The 22,754-nt window shown below is 68.0% G+C and carries 20 protein-coding genes; 9 read left to right on the top strand and 11 right to left on the bottom strand.

What is annotated here, in order from left to right; genetic code table 11:
• Positions 1-28 precede the first annotated feature (28 nt).
• Positions 29-1,183: a low temperature requirement protein A gene (locus tag FAB82_RS16340; protein ID WP_136535608.1), complete on the top strand. Its 1,155-nt coding sequence runs from the start codon at positions 29-31 to the stop codon at positions 1,181-1,183.
• Positions 1,180-1,491, top strand: a complete 312-nt coding sequence (locus FAB82_RS16335; protein WP_136535607.1) for a hypothetical protein — start codon at positions 1,180-1,182, stop codon at positions 1,489-1,491. Before FAB82_RS16340 ends, FAB82_RS16335 begins: the two co-directional genes overlap by 4 nt.
• Here FAB82_RS16335 and FAB82_RS16330 read toward each other — a convergent pair.
• The gene (locus FAB82_RS16330; protein ID WP_136535606.1) at positions 1,448-1,918 is read right to left on the bottom strand and encodes a GNAT family N-acetyltransferase; all 471 of its coding nucleotides are present in this window, start codon (positions 1,916-1,918) and stop codon (positions 1,448-1,450) included. The two genes, FAB82_RS16335 and FAB82_RS16330, sit on opposite strands and share 44 nt — an antisense overlap.
• A gap of 163 nt (positions 1,919-2,081) precedes the next feature.
• Here FAB82_RS16330 and FAB82_RS16325 point away from each other — a divergent pair, with 163 nt between their 5' ends.
• From FAB82_RS16325 to FAB82_RS16315, 3 genes are all read left to right on the top strand, one after another.
• Positions 2,082-3,818 (top strand): metallophosphoesterase, encoded by a 1,737-nt coding sequence (locus FAB82_RS16325; protein ID WP_136535605.1) that lies wholly within the window; start codon positions 2,082-2,084, stop codon positions 3,816-3,818.
• Between the two features lie 246 nt (positions 3,819-4,064).
• On the top strand, positions 4,065-5,177 hold the full coding sequence (locus FAB82_RS16320) for a pectinesterase family protein (protein ID WP_136535604.1): 1,113 nt from the start codon (positions 4,065-4,067) through the stop codon (positions 5,175-5,177).
• Positions 5,178-5,383: 206 nt separating this feature from the next.
• Entirely contained in the window at positions 5,384-6,229 is an 846-nt protein-coding gene (locus FAB82_RS16315; protein ID WP_136535603.1) for a siderophore-interacting protein, read from the top strand.
• 69 nt (positions 6,230-6,298) lie between these two features.
• Here the strand turns inward: FAB82_RS16315 and FAB82_RS16310 are convergent, their stop codons facing one another.
• The 6 genes from FAB82_RS16310 to FAB82_RS16285 all read right to left on the bottom strand — a co-directional run bounded on the left by FAB82_RS16310 (position 6,299) and on the right by FAB82_RS16285 (position 11,518).
• Complete coding sequence (locus tag FAB82_RS16310; protein ID WP_136535602.1) at positions 6,299-6,610, bottom strand: hypothetical protein; 312 nt, start codon at positions 6,608-6,610, stop codon at positions 6,299-6,301.
• On the bottom strand, positions 6,607-6,828 hold the full coding sequence (locus FAB82_RS16305; protein WP_136535601.1) for a hypothetical protein: 222 nt from the start codon (positions 6,826-6,828) through the stop codon (positions 6,607-6,609). The genes FAB82_RS16310 and FAB82_RS16305 overlap by 4 nt, the downstream gene beginning before the upstream one ends.
• A gap of 46 nt (positions 6,829-6,874) precedes the next feature.
• Positions 6,875-7,924 carry an LCP family protein gene (locus FAB82_RS16300; RefSeq protein ID WP_136535600.1) on the bottom strand — a complete coding sequence of 350 codons (1,050 nt, stop codon included), beginning with the start codon at positions 7,922-7,924 and terminating at the stop codon, positions 6,875-6,877.
• A gap of 105 nt (positions 7,925-8,029) precedes the next feature.
• A complete protein-coding gene (locus tag FAB82_RS16295; RefSeq protein ID WP_136535599.1) occupies positions 8,030-9,181 on the bottom strand; it encodes an LCP family protein in 1,152 nt (383 codons plus the stop codon).
• Positions 9,182-9,312: 131 nt separating this feature from the next.
• The gene (locus tag FAB82_RS16290) at positions 9,313-10,380 is read right to left on the bottom strand and encodes a TFIIB-type zinc ribbon-containing protein (protein WP_136535598.1); all 1,068 of its coding nucleotides are present in this window, start codon (positions 10,378-10,380) and stop codon (positions 9,313-9,315) included.
• 22 nt (positions 10,381-10,402) lie between these two features.
• Entirely contained in the window at positions 10,403-11,518 is a 1,116-nt protein-coding gene (locus FAB82_RS16285) for an SPFH domain-containing protein (RefSeq protein WP_136535597.1), read from the bottom strand.
• Between the two features lie 116 nt (positions 11,519-11,634).
• Between FAB82_RS16285 and FAB82_RS16280 the strand changes: the two genes are divergently transcribed.
• Positions 11,635-13,185, top strand: a complete 1,551-nt coding sequence (locus tag FAB82_RS16280; protein ID WP_168801633.1) for a GGDEF domain-containing protein — start codon at positions 11,635-11,637, stop codon at positions 13,183-13,185.
• A 45-nt stretch (positions 13,186-13,230) separates the two neighbouring features.
• Here FAB82_RS16280 and putP read toward each other — a convergent pair whose 3' ends face one another.
• Positions 13,231-14,736 carry a sodium/proline symporter PutP gene (gene putP / locus FAB82_RS16275; protein WP_136535595.1) on the bottom strand — a complete coding sequence of 502 codons (1,506 nt, stop codon included), beginning with the start codon at positions 14,734-14,736 and terminating at the stop codon, positions 13,231-13,233.
• Positions 14,737-14,927: 191 nt separating this feature from the next.
• A complete protein-coding gene (locus tag FAB82_RS28035) occupies positions 14,928-16,682 on the bottom strand; it encodes a P1 family peptidase (protein ID WP_246039675.1) in 1,755 nt (584 codons plus the stop codon).
• A 332-nt stretch (positions 16,683-17,014) separates the two neighbouring features.
• Between FAB82_RS28035 and FAB82_RS16260 the strand changes: the two genes are divergently transcribed.
• Positions 17,015-17,230, top strand: coding sequence for a hypothetical protein (locus FAB82_RS16260; protein WP_136535594.1), 216 nt, complete (start codon positions 17,015-17,017; stop codon positions 17,228-17,230).
• 174 nt (positions 17,231-17,404) lie between these two features.
• On the opposite strand, the gene FAB82_RS16255 is transcribed toward FAB82_RS16260, so the two are convergent.
• Complete coding sequence (locus FAB82_RS16255) at positions 17,405-18,679, bottom strand: serine hydroxymethyltransferase (RefSeq protein WP_136535593.1); 1,275 nt, start codon at positions 18,677-18,679, stop codon at positions 17,405-17,407.
• Positions 18,680-18,898: 219 nt separating this feature from the next.
• Here FAB82_RS16255 and FAB82_RS16250 point away from each other — a divergent pair, with 219 nt between their 5' ends.
• On the top strand, positions 18,899-20,242 hold the full coding sequence (locus FAB82_RS16250; protein ID WP_136535592.1) for a hypothetical protein: 1,344 nt from the start codon (positions 18,899-18,901) through the stop codon (positions 20,240-20,242).
• Between the two features lie 28 nt (positions 20,243-20,270).
• On the opposite strand, the gene FAB82_RS16245 is transcribed toward FAB82_RS16250, so the two are convergent.
• The gene (locus FAB82_RS16245; RefSeq protein ID WP_136535591.1) at positions 20,271-21,767 is read right to left on the bottom strand and encodes a glutamate-cysteine ligase family protein; all 1,497 of its coding nucleotides are present in this window, start codon (positions 21,765-21,767) and stop codon (positions 20,271-20,273) included.
• 138 nt (positions 21,768-21,905) lie between these two features.
• Between FAB82_RS16245 and FAB82_RS16240 the strand changes: the two genes are divergently transcribed.
• Positions 21,906-22,754 (top strand): RNA-guided endonuclease InsQ/TnpB family protein (locus tag FAB82_RS16240; protein ID WP_136535590.1); only part of this gene is annotated, 849 nt, incomplete at its 3' end.

The following is a 22,754-nucleotide window of genomic DNA, read 5'->3' as shown; positions in this document are numbered from 1 at the left end:
ACCTCCTCCGCCGGGTTAGCATCGGGCCGTGAATGTCCTCCGTGCCGAGGGCCGATCCTCTGTCGGCCCCGTCGAATTGTTCTTCGACCTCGTCTATGTATTCGCGATCACCCAACTCTCGCACTTTCTTCTCAAGGACCTCGACCTCTCCGGGGCATTGCAGTTCGCGGTGCTGTTCGCGGCGGTGTGGTGGGGGTGGAATTACTCCGCCTGGGCCCTGAACTGGCTCGACCCGGGCAATCGGACCGTGCGGTTGTTCGCCGCCGTGTGGATGTTCGCGTCGCTTGGGATGGCCATCGCCATTCCGGACGCGTACCACGAGCGGGCCGGGCTGTTCGTGGCCTCCTACCTGGTGCTGCAGCTCTCGCGCAGCGCGTTCATGGTGTGGGCCTTCAGGGGACAGCGCATGAGCCGCAACTACGCCCAGCTCCTGGCCTGGTCCGGGATCGCCGGGGTGGTGTGGGTCGTCGGCGTCTTCGTGCCCGAGGAGGTGCGTGTCTGGGTCTGGCTGGCCGCCGTCGCCGTCGACTACCTGGCGCCGGTGGTGGGGTTCCGGCTTCCCGGCGTGGCGGCCACTCCGATCTCCACCTGGCCGGTAAGCGAAGACCATCTGGCCGAACGCAACCGGCTCGTCTTCATCGTCGCTCTCGGCGAGTCCATCGTGATCCTCGGGGCGACGCTCACCGAGCTGGAGATGACGCCCGCGATCGTTACGGCCGGGGTGATCGGCTTCGCCTCGATCGTCTCGTTGTGGTGGCTGTACTTCGACGCCGGGCGCGGCAATGACGAACACGAGCGCATCGAGGTCGAGCGCGCCGCCCACGCCTCGCGGGGCGGCTACGCCTACGCGCACGCGCTCATGGTGGCCGGGGCCGTCCTCAGTGCGGTCGGGGTCGAATTGGTGCTGGCCCATCCTGAGGAGACCGCGCATCTGGACGTCACCGCCACCGTCCTCGGTGGACCGGTCGTCTACCTGGTCGGCAATCTGATGTACAACCGGTTCGTCACCGGGAACATGCCCGTCTCCCGGTTCGTGGCGCTCGGTGCCCTGGTCGTCATCGCGCTCATCTCGACGTTCCTGCCGGTCCTGCTGCTGGCCGGGCTGGTGCTGGCGGTGCTGCTAGTGCTCGCCTTCGCCGAATCGGGCTGGTTCAGGCTGCCGCGACTGAGCGTGCAGGAGTGAACCGGTTGGGGCGCTGGTGGGGACGGATCGTGGCGCTGTTCGCCGCCGCGATGGTGGGGTGGGCGCTCCTGGCTCCCGCCTGGCTGTCCGGACCCGCTCCGTCCGACGCCGCCGACTCGCCCGCACCGGGACCGGCGAACCCCGTCCTGTCCGAGGCCGAGGCCGCCGCGCACTGGGCGTGGTGGGGGAGCGCGGCGGCGCCGATGCTGTTGGCGGCCTTGGGGTTCGGGGCGTTCTGGTGGATGCGGCGCCGGCTGCGGTCCGCTACCAGGTGTGCCGCCGCATCGCGGGCTCCTCGGAGACCGTGAATCCGAGCTGCCCGTAGAGTCCGGCGCCGGACTCGGTGGCCAGCAGCTCGATGGCCAGGACGCCGCGTTCGTCGTACCACCTCAGCAGGGCGTCCATGCAGGCCCGGCTGTAGCCGCGGCGGCGCCAGGCCGGGTCGGTGGAGACATTGAAGATCCAGCCGAAGCGGCCGGTGCGATTGCGCGGGGAGGGCAGGCGCTCCTCGATGATCCCGGTGGCGCAGGCCGCGAGGGAACCGGGGGATTCGGGGGCGTCGACGACCGTGGAGACCATGGACGGCTCGGCTTCCCCCAAGCGTCGCTTCAGGACGGCGGCGCTGTCGGCCATCCAGCCGTTGTCGGTGGTGTCGACCCAGGCCGACAGCATGATCGCGCGCAGTCGAGTGATCTCATCGGCGTCATCGGGACTGGCGAAACGAGCGAGAACCATGCCGGAATCCTAACCAGAGGGGAGCTTGCTTCGCATCCTGAAATGTCGTACCCCGCCGGTAGCCTTAAGTCAGGGGTCCCTCTTGAGGGCAGCGCTTTCGTGTGCCCTCCAAAGGGGGCTCTCGTGGGTTCCATTGGCGCGTAAAAGATGACAGTATGTACCCATGTCCCACCGTCCGAGTGATCTGAGCCCCGAAGAGCTTCGCTTCATACCCCAGCGCCCCGTGCGCTGGATGTCCCCCCGCACGCTTGCCGAGACCGCGGCCCGTCTCGGGCTCGCCCGCCTCCTCGGCGGCTACCTCGACAAGCGCGAGATCTTCGGCAGCCGTCCGCAGGAGGTGTTCGAGCACGACACCGCCGACGAGCTGTGGCTTGACTACGTCGCCGACATCGGCGACGGTTTCAACGCCACCTATTCGGTCGCCTACATGATGGCGCAGCACGAGGTCGAGGCCGCGGGCCTGAAGCTGCCGCGCGGGTCCGTCCTGGTCATGGGCGGCGACGAGGTCTACCCCGCCGGCGACTGGCGCGAGTACGAGCACCGCATGAAGGGCCCCTACGAGGCCGCCAACCCCGGGCCTCCCGAGGACCCCGAGAATCTCGCGAATGCCGTGTCGCTCTACGCGATCCCCGGCAACCACGACTGGTTCGACGGGCTCACAGCGTTCGGCCGCCAGTTTTTGGAGCGGCGCCGCATCGGCGGCTACCGCACCGCCCAGCAGCGCTCCTACTTCGCGCTCCGGCTGCCCCGCAACTGGTGGCTGTTCGCCGTCGACGCCCAGTTCGACGCCCACCTCGACCAGTCCCAGGTCGAGTACTTCAAGCAGGCCGCCCAGCAGATGCAGCCCGGCGACCAGGTCATTCTCTGCGTCCCCCAGCCGTCCTGGGTATGGACCGAGGACAACCCGCGCTCCTACGATCGCATCGACCACTTCATCCGCGACATCGTCGCCGACCGCCAGGCCGAGGTCCCGCTCATCCTCACCGGGGACCGCCACCATTACGCGCACTACACCGAGGTCGACGGCGCCCGCCACCTCGTCACCGCCGGCGGCGGCGGCGCCTACCTCTCCCCGACTCACAACCTCCCCGAGACCCTCACCGCGCCGAGGAAGTCGGTCTCGGAGCCCGACGCCGAGCAGCGCGAATTCCAGCTCACCAAGACATACCCGACCAAGCCCCGCTCCCTGGGCTACGCGCTGGGGATCTTCGGGCGGCTGCCACTGCTCAACCGCAGCTTCGTATTGCTCACCGCCGTCATCATGCTCATCACCACAGTCTCCATATTGGAGGGTTCGGGCACGTTCGCGGCCGTGGCGACCGTGATCATCGCGGGCGGCGTGGGCTTCGCTCACCCCGGCCAGGGGCGCCGGCGGGTGAAGCACTACCTGCTCGGCATCGTGCACGGCATAGCGCAACTGTCCCTGGCCTGGGCCGGGGCCCAGGCGCTCCGCGCACTGCCCTCGGTCGAGTTCTGGACGTACGTCGCCTACCTGCCCGTCGCCGGACTCGTGTCGACGTGGCTGGTCGGCCTCTACCTGGTGGTCGCGAACCGCTTCGGCGTCAACGCGAACGAGCTGTTCGCCGGCATGTCGATCCAGGACCAGAAGTGCTTCCTGCGCATTCACATCGGCCCCGAGGGCGCGACGGTGTACCCGATCGGCCTCGACCGCGTCGGCCGCGACTGGGAGGCCGATCCCGAAGGAGCGCCGGGAACCTCGTGGGTCAAGCCGTCCGAGCCGCTGCGGGCCAGGCTCATCGAGCCGGGCTTCAAGGTCCCTCACCCGATTCCCGACCGGGAGCAGGCGCCGATCCCGAAGCAGAGCCCGATGCGCCGCCTGATGGCGCAGGCCGGGGAGTGGTTCGACCGCGACGACGCGAACAGCCGGCCCCCGCAGTAGATATGGAAAATGAACTAACAAAACGGGGCGAACCCCTTGATCTCGCCTCGGTGTTCCCTTACGCTGCATGAGAAACAATCGATGCACCTCGATATTCGGCTGGCGGACGCAGGCCCCTGGCGGGCCGCACCCGGCATCGCTCCGCCGCCGGATCGTCCCCTCGCGCCCGCGCCGGGGAGGCGCTACCTGGACCGATCCGCAGGACGGGCCCAGGCGCCAGGCCGCGTCCCGACAAGTGGAGCAATAATGCGATCTGAGAAATCGGGCGCCCCGGCGCTCTCCCGGCGAGGGCGGGCGGCCGCAGTCGCCGCCGTCCTGGGAGCGGCCCTGGCCGCGGCGACGGCCTTCGCGGCCAACACGACCGCGAACGCCCAGGACGCGAACACCGCCGACACCGAAGTCGACATCTCCCAGGAGGCCGACCTCATCGTCGCCGCCGACGGCTCCGGCACCCACACCTCGGTCCAAGAAGCCGTCGACGCCGCCTCCCCAGGATTCACCATCCTGGTGCGGCCCGGCACCTACCAGGGCAATGTCACCGTCCCCTCCGACAAGACCGGCCTCACCCTCGTCGGCGAGAGCGGCAACGCCGAGGACGTCGTCATCACCGACAACCGCTGCGCCGCTTGCGACAACGGGGACGGCGGCACCTGGGGAACCACCGGCAGCGCCTCGGTCACGTTGAACGGCGGTGACTTCACCGCCCTCGACCTGACGTTCGAGAACGCCTACGACGAGGCCGCGAACGGCAACAGCCAGGCCGTGGCCGTCAAGGTCAACGGCGACAAGATGGTCTTCGAGAACGTCCGCTTCCTGGGCAACCAGGACACCCTCTACGCCAACTCCCCGAGCGAGACCGAGGCCGGGCGGCAGTACTACAAGGACTGCTACGTCGAGGGCGACGTCGACTTCATCTTCGGACGCGGCACCGCCGTGTTCGACGACTGCACCATTCACTCCCTCGACCGCGGCTCGGACTCCAACAACGGCTACATCACCGCAGCCAGCACCGACCTGAGCCAGGAGTACGGGTACCTGTTCACCGGCTGCACGCTCACCAGCGACGCCGCCGACGGCTCGGTCTACCTCGGCCGCCCCTGGCCGGCCGGCGGATCCGAGAGCGCCCGCGGGCAGGTCCTGTACCGCGACTGTGACCTCGGCGCCCACATCCGGGACGACCCGTGGACCGACATGTCGGGCCTGAGCTGGCGCGACGCGCGCCTGAGCGAGTACCAGAACACCGGTGAGGGCGCCGGCGTCAACGACGACCGTCCTCAGATGAGCGACGACCAGGCGGCGGGCTACCAGCCCGAGAACTACCTGTCCGGCGACGACGGATGGAACCCCATCACCGAGTAGGCACTTCCCGGGCCCGGTCCGTTGCGGCGCAACGGACCGGGCCTTCGCCTTGCCTCGCCGATGCGGCCACCCCGCTCCCGGCGGCCGGGCCGGGCCGCCGCTCCCCTCGGCCTGTGACGTTTCCCGCCCTCCGACCGTGTCCGGCGCGATCCGGGATGTGAGAGGGTGATAGTTAGGTAGACCTAACTCCTAGCTGGGGAGCTGACATGGCTGAGCGCCAGGGACGCAGAAACCGTCCGCCGACGACCGCCGAGGTGCTGCGGACCGAGCAGATCACCCCGCACATGATCCGCGTCGTGCTCGGCGGGACCGGCCTGGAGGGTTTCCCCGCCGGCGAATTCACCGACCACTACATCAAACTGCTCTTCGGCAAGGACGGCGTCGACTACGGCGAGCCCTTCGACCTTGACCGCATCCGCGAACAGTTCCCCCGCGAGGACTGGCCCGTCACCCGCACCTACACCGTGCGCCGCTGGGACCCGGCCGCCCGCGAACTGTGGGTGGACTTCGTCTACCACGGCGACGAGGGCCTGGCCGGACCCTGGGCGAAGAACGCCAAGCCCGGCGACGTGGTGCGCTTCGGCGGCCCCGGCGGCGGCTACGCCCCCGACCCCGGCGCCGACTGGCACCTGCTCGCGGGCGACGAGAGCGCCCTTCCCGCGATCGGCGCCGCCATCGAACGGCTGCCCGCCGGCGCGCGGGCCCACGCCTTCATCGAGGTCTCCGGGCCGGATGAGGAGCAGCAGTTCAAGTCCGCCGGCGACCTCACCGTCACCTGGCTCTACCGCGGCACCGCCGGTGTGGGGGAGCGGCTGGTCCGGGCCGTCACCGACTTCGACTTCCCCGCGGGCCGGGTCCACGCCTTCGTGCACGGCGAGGCCGGCCTGGTGAAGCAGCTGCGGCGCCTGCTGCGACTGGACCGCGAGGTCCCCAAGGAGCAGCTGTCGATCTCCGGCTACTGGCGCCTGGGACACAACGAGGACGGCTGGCAGGCCTCCAAGCGCGAATGGAACGCCGAAGTCGAAGCCGAGGAAGCTGCGAAGGCCCACTAGCTCGGAAGTACGGACGGGGACGCGAGCCGCTTGGCCCGCGCCCCGTTGCGGCTCGTCCGCCGCGCTGACTCAGCGATCCTGGAAGCGGGCTTCCATTCCGACTCGGGCAGCGTGTATGGGCCCGGCTTCGACGGCTCCGACGGGGCCGGTCAGAGCGCCGACCGGCACCGTCCAGTGCATGGTCCAGTTCACGTACCCCGGGCTCGGGGTCAGGCTGTGCACTATGGCCGACTCGGGCAGGTTCCCGACCTGATCGGTGAGGCTGTACAGACATACGGTCGCCCAGCCGGTGGTGCGGTTGCTCGCGGCATTGGAGAGGACGACAACGAGTGATTCGGGTCGTTCGATCCGGCGGTAGACCTGACCCGGTTCCGCTGTCACCGGTGCCCGCCTTCAGCCTGGTCGATGACCGCAGCGACATCGGCCATCCAGTCCTCGACCTCTTGTGGTGAGAGCGCGGCCGCGACTGCGGCGCCCGCCCGCTCGGCCTGCTGGACGTAGCTGTCCTTGACCGCTTGATCGATGAAGGCGGAGGCGTTCCCAGAGGCGGACGCGATTTCCCATGCCTGATCCGAGATATTGATATTGCGTCTGGTCATATACACGATCGTACACCTAATCGTGTGCGTATCGGTGATCGCCGGATCAGCCGGTCTCCTTGATCCACTCCTGATTCTCGGCGATCCACTCGTCCATGGTGTCGTCCTCCATCGCCTGCCACAAGGCGTCGGCGTCGGCCTGCTCCTCGCCCTCGCCGATCACCTCGACGGCGCCCACCTCGTTCTCCTCCGAGTGGGCGGGGGTCCGGATCGAGGTGATGGCCTCCGGGTCGAGGTCCTTCAGGCTCGCCACCAGGTCGATGACCTCCATGCCGGGGGGCAGCTGCAGCGTCACCTTGTCGCCGAAGCCCTCCAGTAGATCGGTGATCTTGCGCGGGTCCTTCAGGAATCCCTGCGCCCTCGCCTCCGTCAGCAGCGACTTGATCGCCTGCTGCTGAAAGGCCTGGCGCGCGTAGTCGCCGTACAGGCCCTTGTCGTAGTCGATCTGGTCGTAGAACTGGTAGCGCTGACGGACGAGGTCGAGCGCCGCCTCCTGGTCGTAGTAGTGGCAGCCCTCCTCGAAGACCCGCTCGGTGTGGTGGGACTGGAACGTCTTCCACGAACAGATCTCGATCTCGCCGACCAGCTCGACCATGTCGACGAAGCCGTTGAAGTCCGCGGTCGCACCGATGTGGAAGTCGAGGTCGGTCAGGTCGTGGATCGTCTCGACGACGTTGGCGCGCGTGACCTCCCAGTCGTCGCTGATCGAGGCCGCGTGGTTCAGCTTGGTGGTGCACGGGTTATTGCTGTAACCCGGCCCGCAGTCGGGGATGTCGACATACAGGTCCCGCGGCAGCGACACCATCGCCGCCTCGGACAGGTCCTTGTTGATGTGCACCAGGATCATGGTGTCGGACCTGGTCGCCCCGCCCTGCTTGTCGACCCCGAGCACCAGGATGTTCAGCGGGCCCTCGATGTTCTCGACGTCCATTTCGGCCTGGAAGTCGCCGAGGATCTCTTCCTGCTCGAGGGTGTTGTTGGTGGTGTACACGCCGTACTGGGCGACCGCGGCCGTGCCGCCCGCGGCGACCATCGTCAATCCACCGGCGTACAGCATGACGTGCGCCCACCAGGGGGCACCTCCGGGCTTCGCCATCACGACTCCAAGGGTTCAGGTCAGCGTCATCCGCTAGGTATAACGCCGCGAACGACCCCGGAGGTTGCAAACCGAATGCAGCGGGGTGCATTGGCCGGTCAGGTCCTATTCCGTGGTGGACTCGCCGCCGTCTTCGGCCTCGGCGTCCTCGCTCGCGCCGTCGCCCGTCCCGTCGCCGGTGTCGACGCCCGAGCAGTCGGGCTCCTCGTCGCCGCTCGTCCACTCGGGATACTGGCAGGCCCACTCGATCAGGGTGTCGTCGTTGATCGCCTGGTACAGGGAGTCGGCCGCCTCTTGCTCCTCGCCCTCGTGCGTGACCACATAGGACGTTCCATTGATGTCCTCCGCGGAAGAGGGCACCCCGATCGAGATGATCTCGCTCGGTTCGACGTTCGCCATCTGCGTGATCATCTCGGTGAGGCTGTAGCCGCCCAGGTCGATCGTGAGGGCCTCGCCGAAGCTGTTGAGCAGCTCCACGGCCTTGATCGGATTCTTGTGGTAGTCCTGCGCCTTGGCCTCTTCGAGGACCTTCATGATCGACTGCTGCTGCATCTTCTGGCGCCCGAAGTCGCCCCAGGTGCCGTTCGCGTAGTCCTCGTCCCAGTCCCACACATAGCGCTGGCGCACGATGTCGAGCGCCTCGTCCTTGTCGTAGTCCGCGCAGCCCTCGGGATAGGTGACATCGGTGTGGATCGAGGTGATCTCGTGCCACGGGCACAGCTCGATCGTGCCCAGCTCGTCGACCAGGTCCAGGAAGCCCTCGAAGTTCGCGATCGCGCCGCCGTTGAACGACACGTCCGTCAATGCCGTGATGGTCTCGGCGGTGTTCCCGAAGGAGTCGCCCCAGTCCTCGGAGAACGCGAACGCCTCGGTCAGCTTCGTCTGGTCCGCCGGGATGCCTGAGGGAATGTCCACCAGCAGGTCGCGCGGCAGCGAAACCATGGTGATCTGCGTGAGGTCCTCATTGATGTGGACGATGATGTCCGCGTCGGTGCGGGCCAGACCGCCCGCGCCCACCCGCTCGTCGGTGCCCAGCACCAGGAAGTTCAGCGGGCCCTCGATCTCCTCGCCGGCCTCGACTCGCTGGTCGCCGAGCAGGTCGTCGGAGTTCAGCGAGCTGTTGAGCATGTTCGTGCCGACCTGGGCCGCGATCGCGCCACCGCCGGCGATGACCATGACCATCGATCCCGTGATGACCATCGTCTTCGCCCACCAGGGCGCCGAGGCCCGGGCAGCATGCTTGGTCGGCTCGCTCACTACTAACTCCCAGGGGTGGCTCGTTCTTGTTGGGGTACACGCGCAGGTCGCCGATGGGGTTGCGTTCCAAGCACCTTAAAGCATGTCCGCACAGTAGCGGCCAACTCCCCCGATCGTGCTAGGTCATATGCCTATGAATCGGATATAAGGAGGTAATACCCTAGGGCGCCGATCACAATCACCGCGGCGAGGACCGCGAACGTGATCTTCCAGGCGCTCCACGGCCGCTCCCCGGTCACCCGGCCCGACTGGCCGCTGACCAGCACCTGCCAGGTCTTCCCCGCGAAGAGGTAGGCCAGCAGCCACACCGGCAGCAGCAGGAGCTTGTACTTGACCTTCGCGTACTTCGTGTCGATCGAGTGGACCCGCTGCTGGTCGCCGCCGATATCGCGGCGCACGTCCTTCTCGATCACGTGCGCCATCTTCTGCTTGGCATGCGCCAGGCCCTGCTCGGGCTCGACGTCGTAGCGCTGCGAGAAGTGCCCGGCCAGGAACTCGGACTGGTAGGCCAGCGCCTGCTTCGTCTTCCAGTCGCCGGACAGGTCCTCCAGCTGCTCGTGGCTGACGTGCGTGGTCGCCGGGACGACCACGTCGTCGAACGAGCGCGTCACGGTCCCGCGTGCCGCGCGCCATCGGGTGCGCCGCTGCCGGTTGCCGTCCTTGTCGGTGACGTAGTAGTGGTCGCCCCGCTGGCCGGTGTACTTCGAGCGGGTGTCGGCGTCCCAGGTCCAGTGCGGCAGGTAGGTGCTCGTGAGCGACTCGGCGTCGTCGACGTGCTTGAACTTGTTCGGGGCGAACCAGCGGCTCTTGACCCAGTCGCGCAGGGCCTGGCGGGCGTCGGCCCGGTCGACTTTGAACGGCACCACGCCTTCCGGCGCGACCAGATCCGGGTCGAACTCGTCGCGCGTCAGCGGCGAGTCGCAGAACTGGCAGACCGTCGCCAGGGCGTCGGACTCGGTGTGGGCGCCGCATCCGGTGCACACGAACAGGTTCGGGGGCACGTCGGCGCGGGCGCGGCGGGGCTTGGAGGCCAGGGCGGCCCAGTCGCGGTCGACGACGCGCTGCTTCTTGAGCTGGATGTGCTGCTCGGTGCCGCAGTACGTGCAGGTCAGCGCCGTGGTGCCGGGTGCGAAGGCCAATTGGGCGCCGCAGGTCTGGCACGGGTAGGTCTGGTGTTCGGCCGGGGCGGGGTTCGTCATGGTCGCTCCTGGATTTTCCGGGCTATTGCGGGGGCAGCGGCGGGGGGACGGCGCCGAAGAGGTTCGCGAGGTCGGGGATCTGGCCGGCGGGGGTCCAGGCGGCCTGGCCCTGCTTCCACGCCAGGGTCTCTCGGGTGAGTTCGCCGGAGGCGATCTTGCCCTGGAGGGCCGCGGTGTCGAGCGGTCCGACCTGCTGTCCGCCCAGGCCGAGGTACCACTCGGCGGTGACCGGCAGCGGCGGCGGACCGGCGGGTGCGGCCTGCTGTTGCTGCGGTGCCTGCTGCGAGGCGGCCATGTTCGCGGCCATCTGCTGGCCCATGGCCATGCCGGCGCCCATGCCGAGCGCGTCCGAGGCGCCGCCGCCGTGCTTCGCGGATTCCTCCAGCGCATTTGCGGCCTGGAACTGCGTGTACGAGCCCAGGTCGCCGACGACGCCCATCGAGGTGCGCTTGTCGATCGCCTCCTCGACCTCCTTGGGCATGGAGATGTTCGAGATGGTGAACGAGGGGACGTCCAGGCCGAGCGGTGCGAGCTGGCCGGCCACCGCGCCGCGCAGGCGTTCGCCGATCGAGTCCTGGTGGATCGCCATGTCCAACACGGGAATCCCGGCGGAGGCGATGGCCGGGGCGAAGGCCGCGACGACCTTTTCGCGCATCCAGCCCTCGATCTCGTCGGTGCGGAAGCGCGCGTCGGTGCCGGCGGATTCGCGCAGGAGCTTCGCCGGGTCGGTGACGCGCACCGAGTAGGCGCCGAACGCTCTGATGCGCACCGCCCCGAACTCGCTGTCGCGCACCAGGACCGGGTTCTTCGTGCCCCACTTGAAGTCGGTGAACTGGCGGGTGTTCACGAAGTACACCTCGGCCTTGAACGGCGAGTCGAAGCCGTGGCGCCAGTTCTTCAGGGTCGTCAGCATCGGCAGGTTCTGCGTCTCGAGCGTGTAGGTGCCGGGGCCGAACACGTCGGCCAGCTGCCCTTCGTTGACGAACACCGCCGACTGCGACTCGCGCACGATGAGCCGCGCGCCCATCTTGATCTCGTTGTCGTGCCGGGGGAACCGCCACACGAACGTGTCTCGCGAGTTGTCGGTCCACTCGATGATGTCGACGAACTCGCCCCGCAGGCCGTCGAACAGTCCCATGCGCGCTCCTCTGGATGAGGGCCTCTTACGGCCCTTTGCTTATGGGTAAGAGTAGTCGGGCGGGTCCAGCACCAGCAGTACTGGATATATTCGCCTCCCGGTGGCAGGATAGTGGCGTGACGCCACGGAGGGAGACCACGTCTGCGCGTGATTATGCCGATCAGTACCGGCTGTTGCGCGCCATGATGGGCTCCGGAATGGTGGCCGAGGCCGTCAGCGAGGCCACCACCATCGCCTATAACGCCGAGACCGCCCAGCAGCGGGCGCAGGCGTGGCTGTTCATCCTCCAGGGCCAGATCAATCAGCGCTCGATCGAGCAGATCCCGGGGACGCTCGACCAGTCCGGTTCGGCAGTGCGCCGCTGTCGCGACTACCGCCTGACGGGGAAGTTCCACGCGCTGGCCGCCTGGTACCACCACCATCACGTCAAGTCCCTGCACTTCACCGCCCAGCACCTGGTGCTCGCCTCCCGGGCGCTGCGGTCGATGAACGAGACGAGCCAGGCCGCCGTCGACGCCTGGTACGACCTGGCCGTCATCATGAGCAACTGCGGCTATCAGCTCCAGTCCGGCGAGGCGCTCGACCAGTGCCACATGCTCGCCGAGCGCGCCGGCATCTCGCGTTCCTCGGTCGAGGGCGTCGAGATCCGCGTCCGGGAGGCGCTGCTGGCGTACTACACCGGCGACTCGCGGGCGTGCATCGGCTTGCTGCGCAAGGAACTGCGCCGCGTCAAGCCCGGCCTGCACGGGCTGGACACGCGCGAGCTCGAATGGATTCACTACGCGCTGGCCCGGTTGAACCTGCTGGGCTTCTCGGAGCAGTGGTCGGTCGAGCAGCTGCTGCCGGCCACGACCTCCTCTGCGGAGGCGCTGGATCTGCGGGCGCTGTCCCGGGCGTCGCGATTGATCTCGCAGGGGCGGGGGATCGAGGCGCTCGAGGTGTTGCAGGAGCGGGAGATCGGCGACGAGACGCTGGGGGTCATGGAGCCCGAGCATCTGCGCTCGCTCGCGTTGGTGGCCAAGGGGGACCATGCGGCGTCGATCCTGGCGGCGCATGCGACGACGTATGCGCTGTACAAGCAGATCAACGAGTTCCACACGATCTACCTGGACTCGGCGGCGGCGCTGGTCGACCACGACCAGCTGCGGCGGGCCGCGGCGGGCTGGGCCGACCGGGCGAACACCGACGAGTTGACGGGGTTGCCGAACCGGCGCCGCCTGGACGCGTTCCTCTCCGAAGTGGACGGTGACGGGATGATCGCGGTGCTGGACCTGGACGGGTTCAAGGCCGTCAACGACACCCACGGCCATCAGGCCGGGGATGCGATCCTGCAGCGGGTCGCGGCGCTGCTGTCGAGCGTGGTGCGGGCGGGGGACCTGTTGGCGCGTACCGGAGGCGACGAGTTCATCCTGGTGCTGCCGGGGGCGACGGAGTTCGACGCGGACGCGGTCTCGGACCGCATCCGCATCGCCGTGGCGGCCGAGAACTGGGAGTTCTCGGTGCCGGGCACGCCGGTCGACGTGTCGATCGGGTGGGCGCGCCTGGTGCCGGGCGGCAACCCGGTGCAGACGCTGTGGGCGGCCGACCAGGCGATGTACCAGATGAAGCGGGCCCGCAAGTCCTACTTAACGCTGTGGCTCACCGCGGTCTCGTGTCGCGGCGTCTGAGCTCTCGGCGTCAAGTGCGGCATTGCGGGCCCTGACTTGCTGTTATCAGACGGCCTGCGGCTCTTCCTCGGCCTCGGCGTAGGAGCCGGACCATTCGCGCTCCGGCCTGCGCCCGAGGTTCCCGAAGATGAGCGCGGCGACGAGCGCGGCTCCGAAGGCCGGGAGCATCGAGTACACGCCGCCGGGGGAGCCGAGCTGCTCCCACACGACCACGACGGTGGCGCCGACGACCATACCCGCGAGCGCCCCGGCCCAGGTCATGCGCTTCCAGTACAGCGAAAGCAGGATGATCGGGCCGAAGGCCGAGCCGAAGCCCGCCCAGGCGTAGGCGACGATGTCGAGGACCGTGCCGCCCCGCAGCGCCAGGAAGTAGGCGATGACGGCGACCACGACGACCGCGCCGCGGCCGATCCAGACCAGTTCGTGGTCAGCGGCCTGGCGCTTGATGTAGCGGTGGTAGAAGTCCTCGGTGACGGCCGTGGAGGCGACCAGCAGCTGGGAGTCGGCGGTCGACATGACCGCCGCCAGGACGGCGGAGAGCAGGATGCCGGCGATCCACGGGTTGAAGATGTCGGTCGTCAGCGCCAGGAACACCGTCTCGGGGTTTTCCAGCGGCTCGGGGAGGAAGGCGATCCCGGCCAGGCCGATGAAGACCGCGGCGGCGAGGGTGACCAGCACCCAGGTCACACCGATGCGGCGGGCGACCGGGATGTCCTTGACGGACCGGATGCCCATGAAGCGGGCGAGGATGTGCGGCTGCCCGAAGTAGCCCAGGCCCCAGGCGAGCAGACCGGCGATGGCGACGAAGCTCAGCGACCCGCCGGGCCCCCAGGCGCCGTCGGCGAAGCTGGCCTCGTCGACCCAGTTGAGCAGGTTGGGACTGGCCGATTCGACGCCGTCGAACATGACCCCGAAACCGCCGATCTCGGCGATCGCCCAGAGCGGGACGGCGACCAGGGCCAGGAACATCAGGATGCCCTGGACGAAGTCGGTGAAGGAGACGGCCAGGAAGCCGCCCAGGAAGGTGTAGACGACGATGACGACCACTGCCACGGTGATGGCCACGGTCGGCTCGATGCCGAAGATGGTCTCGAACAGCAGGCCGCCCGCCACGAGCCCGGAGGCGACGTAGAGGGTGAAGAACACACCGATGATGAGCGCCGAGACGACCCGCAGCGTGTGGGTGCGGTCCTCGAAACGGGACTCGAAGTAGGCCGAGAGGCTGATCGAGTTGTGGGCGCGCTCGGTGTAGGTGCGCAGTCGCGGGGCGACCAGGAGCCAGTTGAGGTAGGTGCCGGCGGCCAGGCCGACGGCGATCCAGGCCTCGCCGATGCCGAAGGCGTAGACCGCACCGGGCAGACCCATGAGCAGCCAGCCGGACATGTCGGAGGCCTGGGCGGAGAGGGCGGCGGTCGGCGCGTTGAGGCTGCGGCCGCCGAGGGCGAAGTCGGACAGTGTCTTGGTGCGCCTGTACACCCAGACACCGATCAGGATCATGACAGTCAGGTAGGCAATGAAGGTCGTAATGATCGGACCAGAGAGCTCGACCATGGGAACACCTCGCAATCGAAGGTTTTCGGGCAATGATGCTGATCATACAGTGGTGCAGATCGCAAGAAAACCATCGTTTATGTCCGTCGTGTTTCTGCGACAGGTATTTGTGCCCATCAATGACACCTTAGGCGTTATCGCGGGTGGTCCGATAGGTTAGCGGCAAATCAAATCGGGCCCGACGTCCGATTTCAACGCTGTGTGGCCGGAGAGGCACTTTGTGCCGTGCAGGGCTCGTCGATGCGGTCGAGATCGACTCCGGTCACGTAGCCGTAGAAGCCCTCTTCTCCGTAGCGCTCGCAGGCGGTCTCGATATTCGCCGCCTCGCGCGCGTAGTCCACCGCCAGCACCGTCGTGCCCGCCGCACTGATCGCGCGGACGTGCTCCAGGTTCTCCTCGCACCAGTCCTCGTCGCACGGTACATCCTGGTCCAGGAAGAACAGATCCTCGACGCCGATGCCGTCGATCGCCTCCAGGTAGCCCGGATATTCGCGCAGCTCGGGCGCGTTCTGCGGAAACACCGCGAGATCCGCCCCCGCCGCCTCGGCGTATTCGTCGACGGCCACGATGAGGTCGACCATCTTGCGCGCCAAGGACTCCCGGTCCTCACCCGGCACCAGTGACAGGTCGATCTCCTCGTAGGCGTTCGGCACGTCGAGGTAGACGCCGTCGAATCCCGCCGCGATCGCCTGGTCCAGGCGCGGGCGCACCACCAGGTCCCACCACCGCTCGTCCCAGTAGGCCGTGAAGTACTCGTCGGGCCACTCGTCCCAGTGATTGAGCACCAGGTCGGTCTCGGCGACCGCCGGGTATTCGGGCCGGTAGGTCTCGATCGATCCGATGGTGAAGTAGGCGTAGACGGTCTTGCCAGCCTCGTGCAGCGCGCCGATCTCGTCGGCGGTGAAGTAGTCGTCGCCGCCGTCGCGGGCCAGGTCGATGACCGCCGTCTCCTGCTCGGCCGCGGCCAGGGCGCCGAGACCGTCATCCGTGTAACCGGAGAGCTGGTAGACCCAGCTGTCGGCGGGTGAGGGGGCGTCGGGCCGATCCCGGGCCCATCCGTGCATGCGGCGCCCAGCAGGAGCACGGCGGCGGCGGACGCGAGGGGGCGGTGCATGCATGAAGCCTAAGGCCGCTTCGCCGATCGCCTCGGCGACGGCCTCGACGGCCAAGGCGCGCACCACATCCGGGGCGGCGGTGACCTTGCCGGTCGCGGCCGCCACGAACGCGTCGCCGTCCATCGAGGTGTGGGCCGGGCTGATCGCCCTGGCCAGTCCGTCGTGGGCGCCCTGGGCGACGCGGCAGCACTCGACCTTGTCGAGGCGCGCGTTCGTGGCGACCAGGCCGATGGTCGTATTGCGCCCGAAGGCGATCGGGAAGCCCTCCGGTTTGAGCAGATCCCGGTCGAGCCTTCCCGGTTCGCCGAAGGCGTTGACGGCGGCCACGACGCACACGATGAGGTCGCCGCTGCGCAGCGTCGCCGTGGCCAGTCCCGACGGCAGCGTCACGCCCCTCCACTGCCCGACCGTCGCGCCCCGGCCCGCGCCGATCGGCCCGTCCAGGGCCGGTTCGAACGGTGCCTGGGCGGCATCGCAGGCCTCATATCCTTGGGCGGCACCGGGAACCGATCCGGTCCCGTCCAGGTCGTAGAGCCCGAGCGTGGGCACGATCGGCACCACGCCGCCGGGCGTGACGACGCCCCTGCCCCGTTCGGCCAGCCACCGCATCACCCCGTCGGCGGCCGCGAGCCCGAAGGCCGATCCGCCCGTCAAGAGCACCGCGTCGATCCCGGCATTGGACCGCATGGGGTCGAGCAGTTCGATCTCCCGGCTGGCCGGCGCCCCGCCCCGCACCTCGCCCGAGGCCAGTACCGCCTCATCGAAGAGCAGCACCGTGCAGCCGGTGTGTTCGCCGGTCCAGTGCCCGACGCGAATGCCCAAGTCCCGCATCAAGACAGACTACCGTCACCCGGGCGTAACCCGAAGGGCGTTTTTGATAACCGAACGGTAACTCAGCTCTTTGTGGACAGTGGCGCGCGATACATGTGACCCACGCAAAATCCCTGGATTTCGCTTGCCTGGACGTCATACCATGGATACAGAAGCCGGGAGGCGAGCGAAGAAGCGGTCATCCCGAGCAATCGCTCAGGCTTGGTGAAGCTTGCGAACCAAGCTCTGAATAGAGCTCCCGGACTTTCCCGCCGTCGACAATGGCGTCATCGACGAGCGGCAATCCCCCAAGAAATCCACTATCCGGCACACCATGCCGGGAAGGAATCATCATGCACGAGCTCGTAGGTGCTTACCTCGCAGTCGACGCCGCCAACACCACGGCCACCTCGGCCCTGCCGAACGCTCCGGTCGTCGACGACGGCCGCGCGAACAAGCCGTACGTCGCCGGTGCCACCGCGCAGGACAAGGTCCGTTTCTCGGCCGCTCGCGTCCTCCACCGGATGGCGAACCGCGTCGAGCGTGGCGCTTACACCCGCGCCGCCTAAGAAGGCCAAGGCTACAAGCGCACCCACAAGGTGTCAGCCACGACTGCAAAACCCTAGAGAGCGCGCTGAGCCCAGCCGGGCCAGCGCGTTTCGCTTTGCCCAAGCATTCCGGCAAACGGAATGGGGACCGGCCGCAGGCCGGTCCCCATCTTTATATTGTTGTGGCGCTTTCGGTTACGCGTGCCAGCCCGGGATCGGATAGGACTTGCAGAACTCGCGGATCTCGCCCGCGATGACCTCGTACTCCGACTCCTTGTCGGCCTTGGCCGCGCTGATCGCGCGGTCCATCCAGCCGGCGATGAGCTCCATGTCGCCCTCGGTCATGCCGCGGGTCGTCACGGCGGCCGTGCCGATGCGCAGGCCCGACGGGTCGAACGGCTTGCGGGTGTCGAACGGGACCGTGTTGAAGTTCAGCTCGATGCCGGCCTTGTCCAACGCCTTGGCCGCCGGCTTGCCGCCGATGTCCTTGGGGGTCAGGTCTACCAGGTTCAGGTGGTTGTCGGAGCCGCCCGAGACCAGGTCGTAGCCGCGGTCGGCGAGCGCCGCAGCCAGGGCCTGCGAGTTCTTCACGATCTGCTGCGCGTAGGTCTTGAACGACTCGTGCGCCGCCTCGCGCAGGGCCACCGCGATCGCGGCGGTGGTGTGGTTGTGCGGGCCGCCCTGGAGGCCGGGGAAGACCGCCTTGTCGATGGCCTTCGCGTGGTCGGCGTCGGTCATGATCATGGCGCCGCGCGGTCCGCGCAGCGTCTTGTGGGTCGTGGTCGTGATGACCGGAGCGTGGCCCACCGGGCTCGGGTGCGCCCCGCCGGCCACCAGGCCCGCGATGTGGGCGATGTCGGCCATGAGCAGCGCGTCGACCTCGGCGGCGATCTTCGCGAAGCCCTCGAAGTCGACGGTGCGGGGGATCGCGGTCCCGCCGCAGATGATCAGCTTCGGGCGCTCCTTGCGGGCGATCTCGGCGACCTCGTCCAGGTCGATGCGGCCGGTGTCGCGGCGGACCCCGTAGTGGACCGGGTTGAACCACTTGCCCGTCGCCGACACCTTCGACCCGTGGGTCAGGTGCCCGCCCATCGGCAGCTCCATGCCCATGACGGTGTCCCCGGGCTTGAGGAACGCCAGGTACACGGCGAGGTTGGCGGGGGAGCCGGAGTACGGCTGCACGTTGGCGTGCTCGACCCCGAAGAGCTCCTTGGCGCGGGCGATCGCGGTCTCTTCGACCTCGTCGATGACCTGCTGGCCCTCGTAGTAGCGCTTGCGCGCGTAGCCCTCGGAGTACTTGTTGGTGAGGATGGACCCGGTGGCCTGCATAACGGCCTCGGAGACGTAGTTCTCGGAGGCGATGAGCCGGATCTTCTCCGACTCGCGGCGACCCTCGGCCTCGATCATCCGCTCGATCTCGGGGTCGGCGGAGGCGAGGCTGGCGGTGAGCGCCTGATAGGCGTCGGTCATGCGAATGCTCCTTGTCGAACGGCATGAACAGCACGGCGACCGGGCAGGTGGCCTTGGCCCCCCGAGCATAACCGGGACGGCGGTGGCCCCACCCCCGCGTTTCCGGGCTGTGAGACCGTCCCCGGCGGTCCTACCAATCGGGACGAAAGGCGGGCGAAGGGGTCGTGACTGAATCGGGTGTTCGACGCTCCGTTGTGTACAGGCAGTAGCGTGCGATGCATGTCACCTACATCTGCGACGCGCACGATCGGGGTGGGGTTCGCGGTCGCCGCGACCGCCGCGCTGGCCCAGCTCGGGCTGGCCTACGGCTTCGGTCTGCTGTCCTGGGCCGACGCGGCCCCCGGCTCGCTCGAACCCGTGCTCGACGACCGATTCAACGCCAACCTCGCCTGGGTCTCCTGGTTCGCCGCCGCCTCCTGCGTGGTCGGCGGGCTCGCCTCCGGCGTCATCGGTTCCCGCGGCGAGGCCGCGAACGGGACCGCCGTGCGCGTCACCGCCGTGGCCGCCAGCGCGATCGGCGCGTTCGCCGTCGGACCCCTCGTCGCGCTGTCCGCCGAGCGGGGCGCGATCTTCACTGAATTCCAGACCGAGCCGCTGCTGGCCGCCGGCATGGGTGCGGTGGTCGGCTTCGTGCTGACGCTCATCGGGCTCGGTTCGCGGGCGGTCGCGGTCAATGTGGGCGCCTCGGTCGCCCTGATCTGGCTGCTCGCGGTCCTGGCCACGTTCACCGAGGTCGGTGAGCAAGCCATGCAGGTCACCGAGCTGGCGGTGTGGGGTTCGTGGGCGGGGCCGGAGTCGGTGCTGGGACGGCGCGGCTTCTCGATCGCGGTTCCCTTCGTGCTCGGCTCGGCGCTCATCGGCGCGGTCGTCGCGGCCTATGCCCGGAGGGGCCCGATTTCCCACTCGGGCTACCGGATCGCGGCGGCCTCGGGGATCGCCGGGCCCTTGATCGTGACGGTCGCGCACCTGAGCCCGTCGCGTCTGGACAGCCCGGAGTCGATGGCGGTGCTGCTGGTCGGTCCCTATGCGGCCATTGCGGGGCTGCTCGGTTCGCTCGTCATCTCGGCGCTGCCGCGCTCGGGCGGTCAACTCGACGACCGCCTGGAGGCGGCCGAGGCCGAGACTTCCGTGTGGCAGAGCGGTGCCGAGACCACCCAGCTCAGGGAGGCCAAGGTGCCCCAGCAGCCCAAGGCGCCCAAGGAGACGAAGGAACCCAAGGAACGCAAGAGCCGCTGGGGCCGCAAGGAGAGCAAGTCGGACCCGTCGCTGGTCGAGACCGCGCCGGGCTGGACCGTTCCGGCCGCCCCCGATTCGGCCTTCGACGCACCGGGGGACACGAAGGAACTGACCGCCAAGGAGGCGGACGTGGACCCCGATGTCGACTGGGTGCAGGAGCTCAAGCCCGTCGACGGCGAGAAGGACTCGCTCGACCCCGAGGTCGGGACGGAGGCCGGGGAGAAGCCGAAGCCGAAGCGCCGTGGCAGGAAGGCCGCGAAGCCGACCCGCCGCAAGCTGACCGGTTCGGATGCCGGCTCCGACAATGGAGCCGACTCCGACCACTAGTGCTGATCAGGCTAGTCGGCCGCCCGGTTCAGACCTCCCAGTCGTGAACCGGGCGGCCGTCGGCCGATTGGGCCGCGTAGTCCAGGACCATCGCCCGCAGTGCGTCGAACCGCTCCAGCCGGTCGCGATGCTCACCGACCTGCACCCGGGCCACCTGCCAGGAGGCGCCGTTGACGCCGCGCCGGCACCGCTGCTCGATTACGTCGAGGTAGCGGTCGGTGTCGGGCCGGGCCACTCCCATGGACGCCAGGCCTTCGGCGGCGAGCGGCAGCAGTTCCTCCATCACCAGTTTGCGGGCGGAGACGAGTCCCCTTCCGGGCCAGTGCTGGTCGGCCTGGATGCCGTGCCTGGCGGCGGCCTGGAAGTTCGCCGTGGCCTGCGCGAAGTCGAGCCGTTCGCTGAGCGGTTCTCCGACCCGCCCGAAGTGGGCCATGAGTCCGTAGAACAGCGCCATGTTCGCGCAGATGTCCACGGGGGTCGGACCGGCGGGCAGGACCCGGTTCTCTACGCGCAGATGCGGACGCCCGCCCTGGACGTCGTAGACCGGCCGGTTCCAGCGGTAGATGGTCCCGTTGTGGATGCGCAGCTCCCGCAGTTCGGGCACCCCGCCGGACGCGGCCACCGCGAGCGGGTCCTCGTCGTCGCAAAGAGGTAAAAGCGGTGCGAAGTGCTTGTAGTTCTCATCGAACAGGTCCAGTACGCAGTCGATCCAGCGGTTTCCGAACCAGGCGCGCGGCAGCCGCCCGTTCGCCCGCTGGGTGGCGTCGCGGGTGTCGGTGCCCTGCTCGAACAGGACGACGCGGGTCTCGGCCCACAGCTGCCGCCCGAACAGATAGGGGGAGTTGGCACCCATGGCGACCTGGATGCCCGCCAGGGCCTGTGCCGTGTTCCAGTAGCGCGCGAACATCTCCGGGGAGACCTGGAGGTGGAACTGCACGGAGGTGTTCGCCGATTCCGGCGCGATGCTCGCGCAGGAGAAGCGGATCGATTCGGCCCCTTGGATGTCGATGTGGACGTCTTCGCCCCGGGAGGCCATGATCTGCTCGTTGAGCACCCGGTAGCGGCGCGCGCCCGAGAGTGCCTCGATGCCGACCCGCTCGGTGAAGAACGTCGGCATCGTCCCGATCGGGCACGCCCGCACTCCGGCCTTGTCGGCCGCCTCCCGCACTTCGGCGAGGATCGCGGCCAGGTCGCTCTCGTACCAGGAGAGCCCGGCGCCGTCGAGCAGTCTCGGCGGCAGGTTCAGTTCGATATTGAAGGCGCCCAATTCATGCTGAGCGCTGTACAGCGCGTCGTCGTCTCCCGTGGTATGCAGGTATTGCAGGACCGTGTCGTTCGCGAACGCCGGTTCACCTTTGGGTTCAAGGAGATCGAGTTCCAGTTCGACGCCGGTGAGGGGCCGCTCCGCGTCGAGACGGTGCTCGTCGAGGAGCCTCGCGAGGGCCGTTCGTCCTGCTTGGAGCTTTGCTCGATACGCGGGATAATCCCAATGCGCCAAGGCAGAACCGCTCACCTCGTCGCCCATATGTTCCTCCCCGGGAATCGATGTCAATCAACCTTAAGACTCTTGGTCATCTCTCGGCTACCAAGGGAGCAGCTATTTCGTCCCAATTGGCGTGGATCACGCACATATTAGGGTTCGACTACGTTCGGTGTTGTCGGGATGTTGACACAATCTGGTCCAGGGCTGCAACGGTGGGTGCGCTACCAGGCTTCTGGAGAGGGCTCGGTCATCGAGGGCGGCAGTGAATCTTGGTGGTTTTCTGCTCACGATCCCGCGGATTGGCACTGCTCGAACTCAAGGTTCGGGAAAAGTGTCGTACCCCTTGTCTACAGTCGTGTGGTGCAGTTGAGGTACCGCTACCGGATCTACCCGCCGGCCCCGCAGCGGCGGAAGCTGGCGAGGGTGTTCGGGTGTGTGCGCACTGTCTGGAACGATGCGGTGGCCGTGCGTAAGCGCGCGCATGCTGAGGACTTGCCGTACCCGAGAACAACAGACTTGGACAAGGCATTGATCACGGCAGCGAAGCGAACCTCTGAGCGGGCTTGGCTGTCTGAGGTGTCGCCGGTGCCGTTGCAGCAGGCGTTGCGCGATTGCCATGCGGCCTATAGGGCTTTCTTTGATTCGTTGTCGGGGAAGCGGGCCGGGGCGCGCGTAGGCCCGCCCCGGTTCAAGAAACGCACCGGGATGCAGTCTGCGAGGTATACCCGGAACGCACGGTTCGCCTTCACATCGAATGGGCGTCTGCGCCTTCCGAAGGTCGGCGAGTTGAAAGTCGCCTGGTCCCGGGACCTACCGGCCGAGCCGTCCTCTGTGACGGTGATCAAAACCCCGACTGGCAAGTACTACGCCAGTTTCGTCGTCTCGATCGATGGCGACGCCGAGCGGTTGGAGCCGATGGCGGATCCGGAAGCGGAGACCGGGATCGACTTGGGGCTGAAGGATTTCGCGGTGCTGCGCGGGGGCAAGCGGATCGAGAATCCGAAGTTCTTCGCCCGGCTGGAACGAAAA

The sequence above is a fragment of the Glycomyces buryatensis genome, assembly GCF_004912275.1.
Classification (GTDB): domain Bacteria; phylum Actinomycetota; class Actinomycetes; order Mycobacteriales; family Micromonosporaceae; genus Glycomyces; species Glycomyces buryatensis.
The sequence above is the reverse complement of the archived record's forward strand: the minus strand, read 5'-3'. Positions and strand labels throughout refer to the sequence as shown.

Coding starts and splice junctions, on each gene's coding strand:
- FAB82_RS16290 (WP_136535598.1), bottom strand. CDS start 10,380: ATGACGAACCCCGCCCCGGCCGAACACCAGACCTACCCGTGCCAGACC.
- FAB82_RS16330 (WP_136535606.1), bottom strand. CDS start 1,918: ATGGTTCTCGCTCGTTTCGCCAGTCCCGATGACGCCGATGAGATCACT.
- FAB82_RS28035 (WP_246039675.1), bottom strand. CDS start 16,682: ATGCGGGACTTGGGCATTCGCGTCGGGCACTGGACCGGCGAACACACC.
- FAB82_RS16260 (WP_136535594.1), top strand. CDS start 17,015: ATGCACGAGCTCGTAGGTGCTTACCTCGCAGTCGACGCCGCCAACACC.
- FAB82_RS16300 (WP_136535600.1), bottom strand. CDS start 7,924: ATGGCGAAGCCCGGAGGTGCCCCCTGGTGGGCGCACGTCATGCTGTAC.
- FAB82_RS16285 (WP_136535597.1), bottom strand. CDS start 11,518: ATGGGACTGTTCGACGGCCTGCGGGGCGAGTTCGTCGACATCATCGAG.
- putP (WP_136535595.1), bottom strand. CDS start 14,736: ATGGTCGAGCTCTCTGGTCCGATCATTACGACCTTCATTGCCTACCTG.
- FAB82_RS16325 (WP_136535605.1), top strand. CDS start 2,082: ATGTCCCACCGTCCGAGTGATCTGAGCCCCGAAGAGCTTCGCTTCATA.
- FAB82_RS16250 (WP_136535592.1), top strand. CDS start 18,899: ATGTCACCTACATCTGCGACGCGCACGATCGGGGTGGGGTTCGCGGTC.
- FAB82_RS16255 (WP_136535593.1), bottom strand. CDS start 18,679: ATGACCGACGCCTATCAGGCGCTCACCGCCAGCCTCGCCTCCGCCGAC.
- FAB82_RS16245 (WP_136535591.1), bottom strand. CDS start 21,767: ATGGGCGACGAGGTGAGCGGTTCTGCCTTGGCGCATTGGGATTATCCC.
- FAB82_RS16320 (WP_136535604.1), top strand. CDS start 4,065: ATGCGATCTGAGAAATCGGGCGCCCCGGCGCTCTCCCGGCGAGGGCGG.
- FAB82_RS16305 (WP_136535601.1), bottom strand. CDS start 6,828: ATGACCAGACGCAATATCAATATCTCGGATCAGGCATGGGAAATCGCG.
- FAB82_RS16315 (WP_136535603.1), top strand. CDS start 5,384: ATGGCTGAGCGCCAGGGACGCAGAAACCGTCCGCCGACGACCGCCGAG.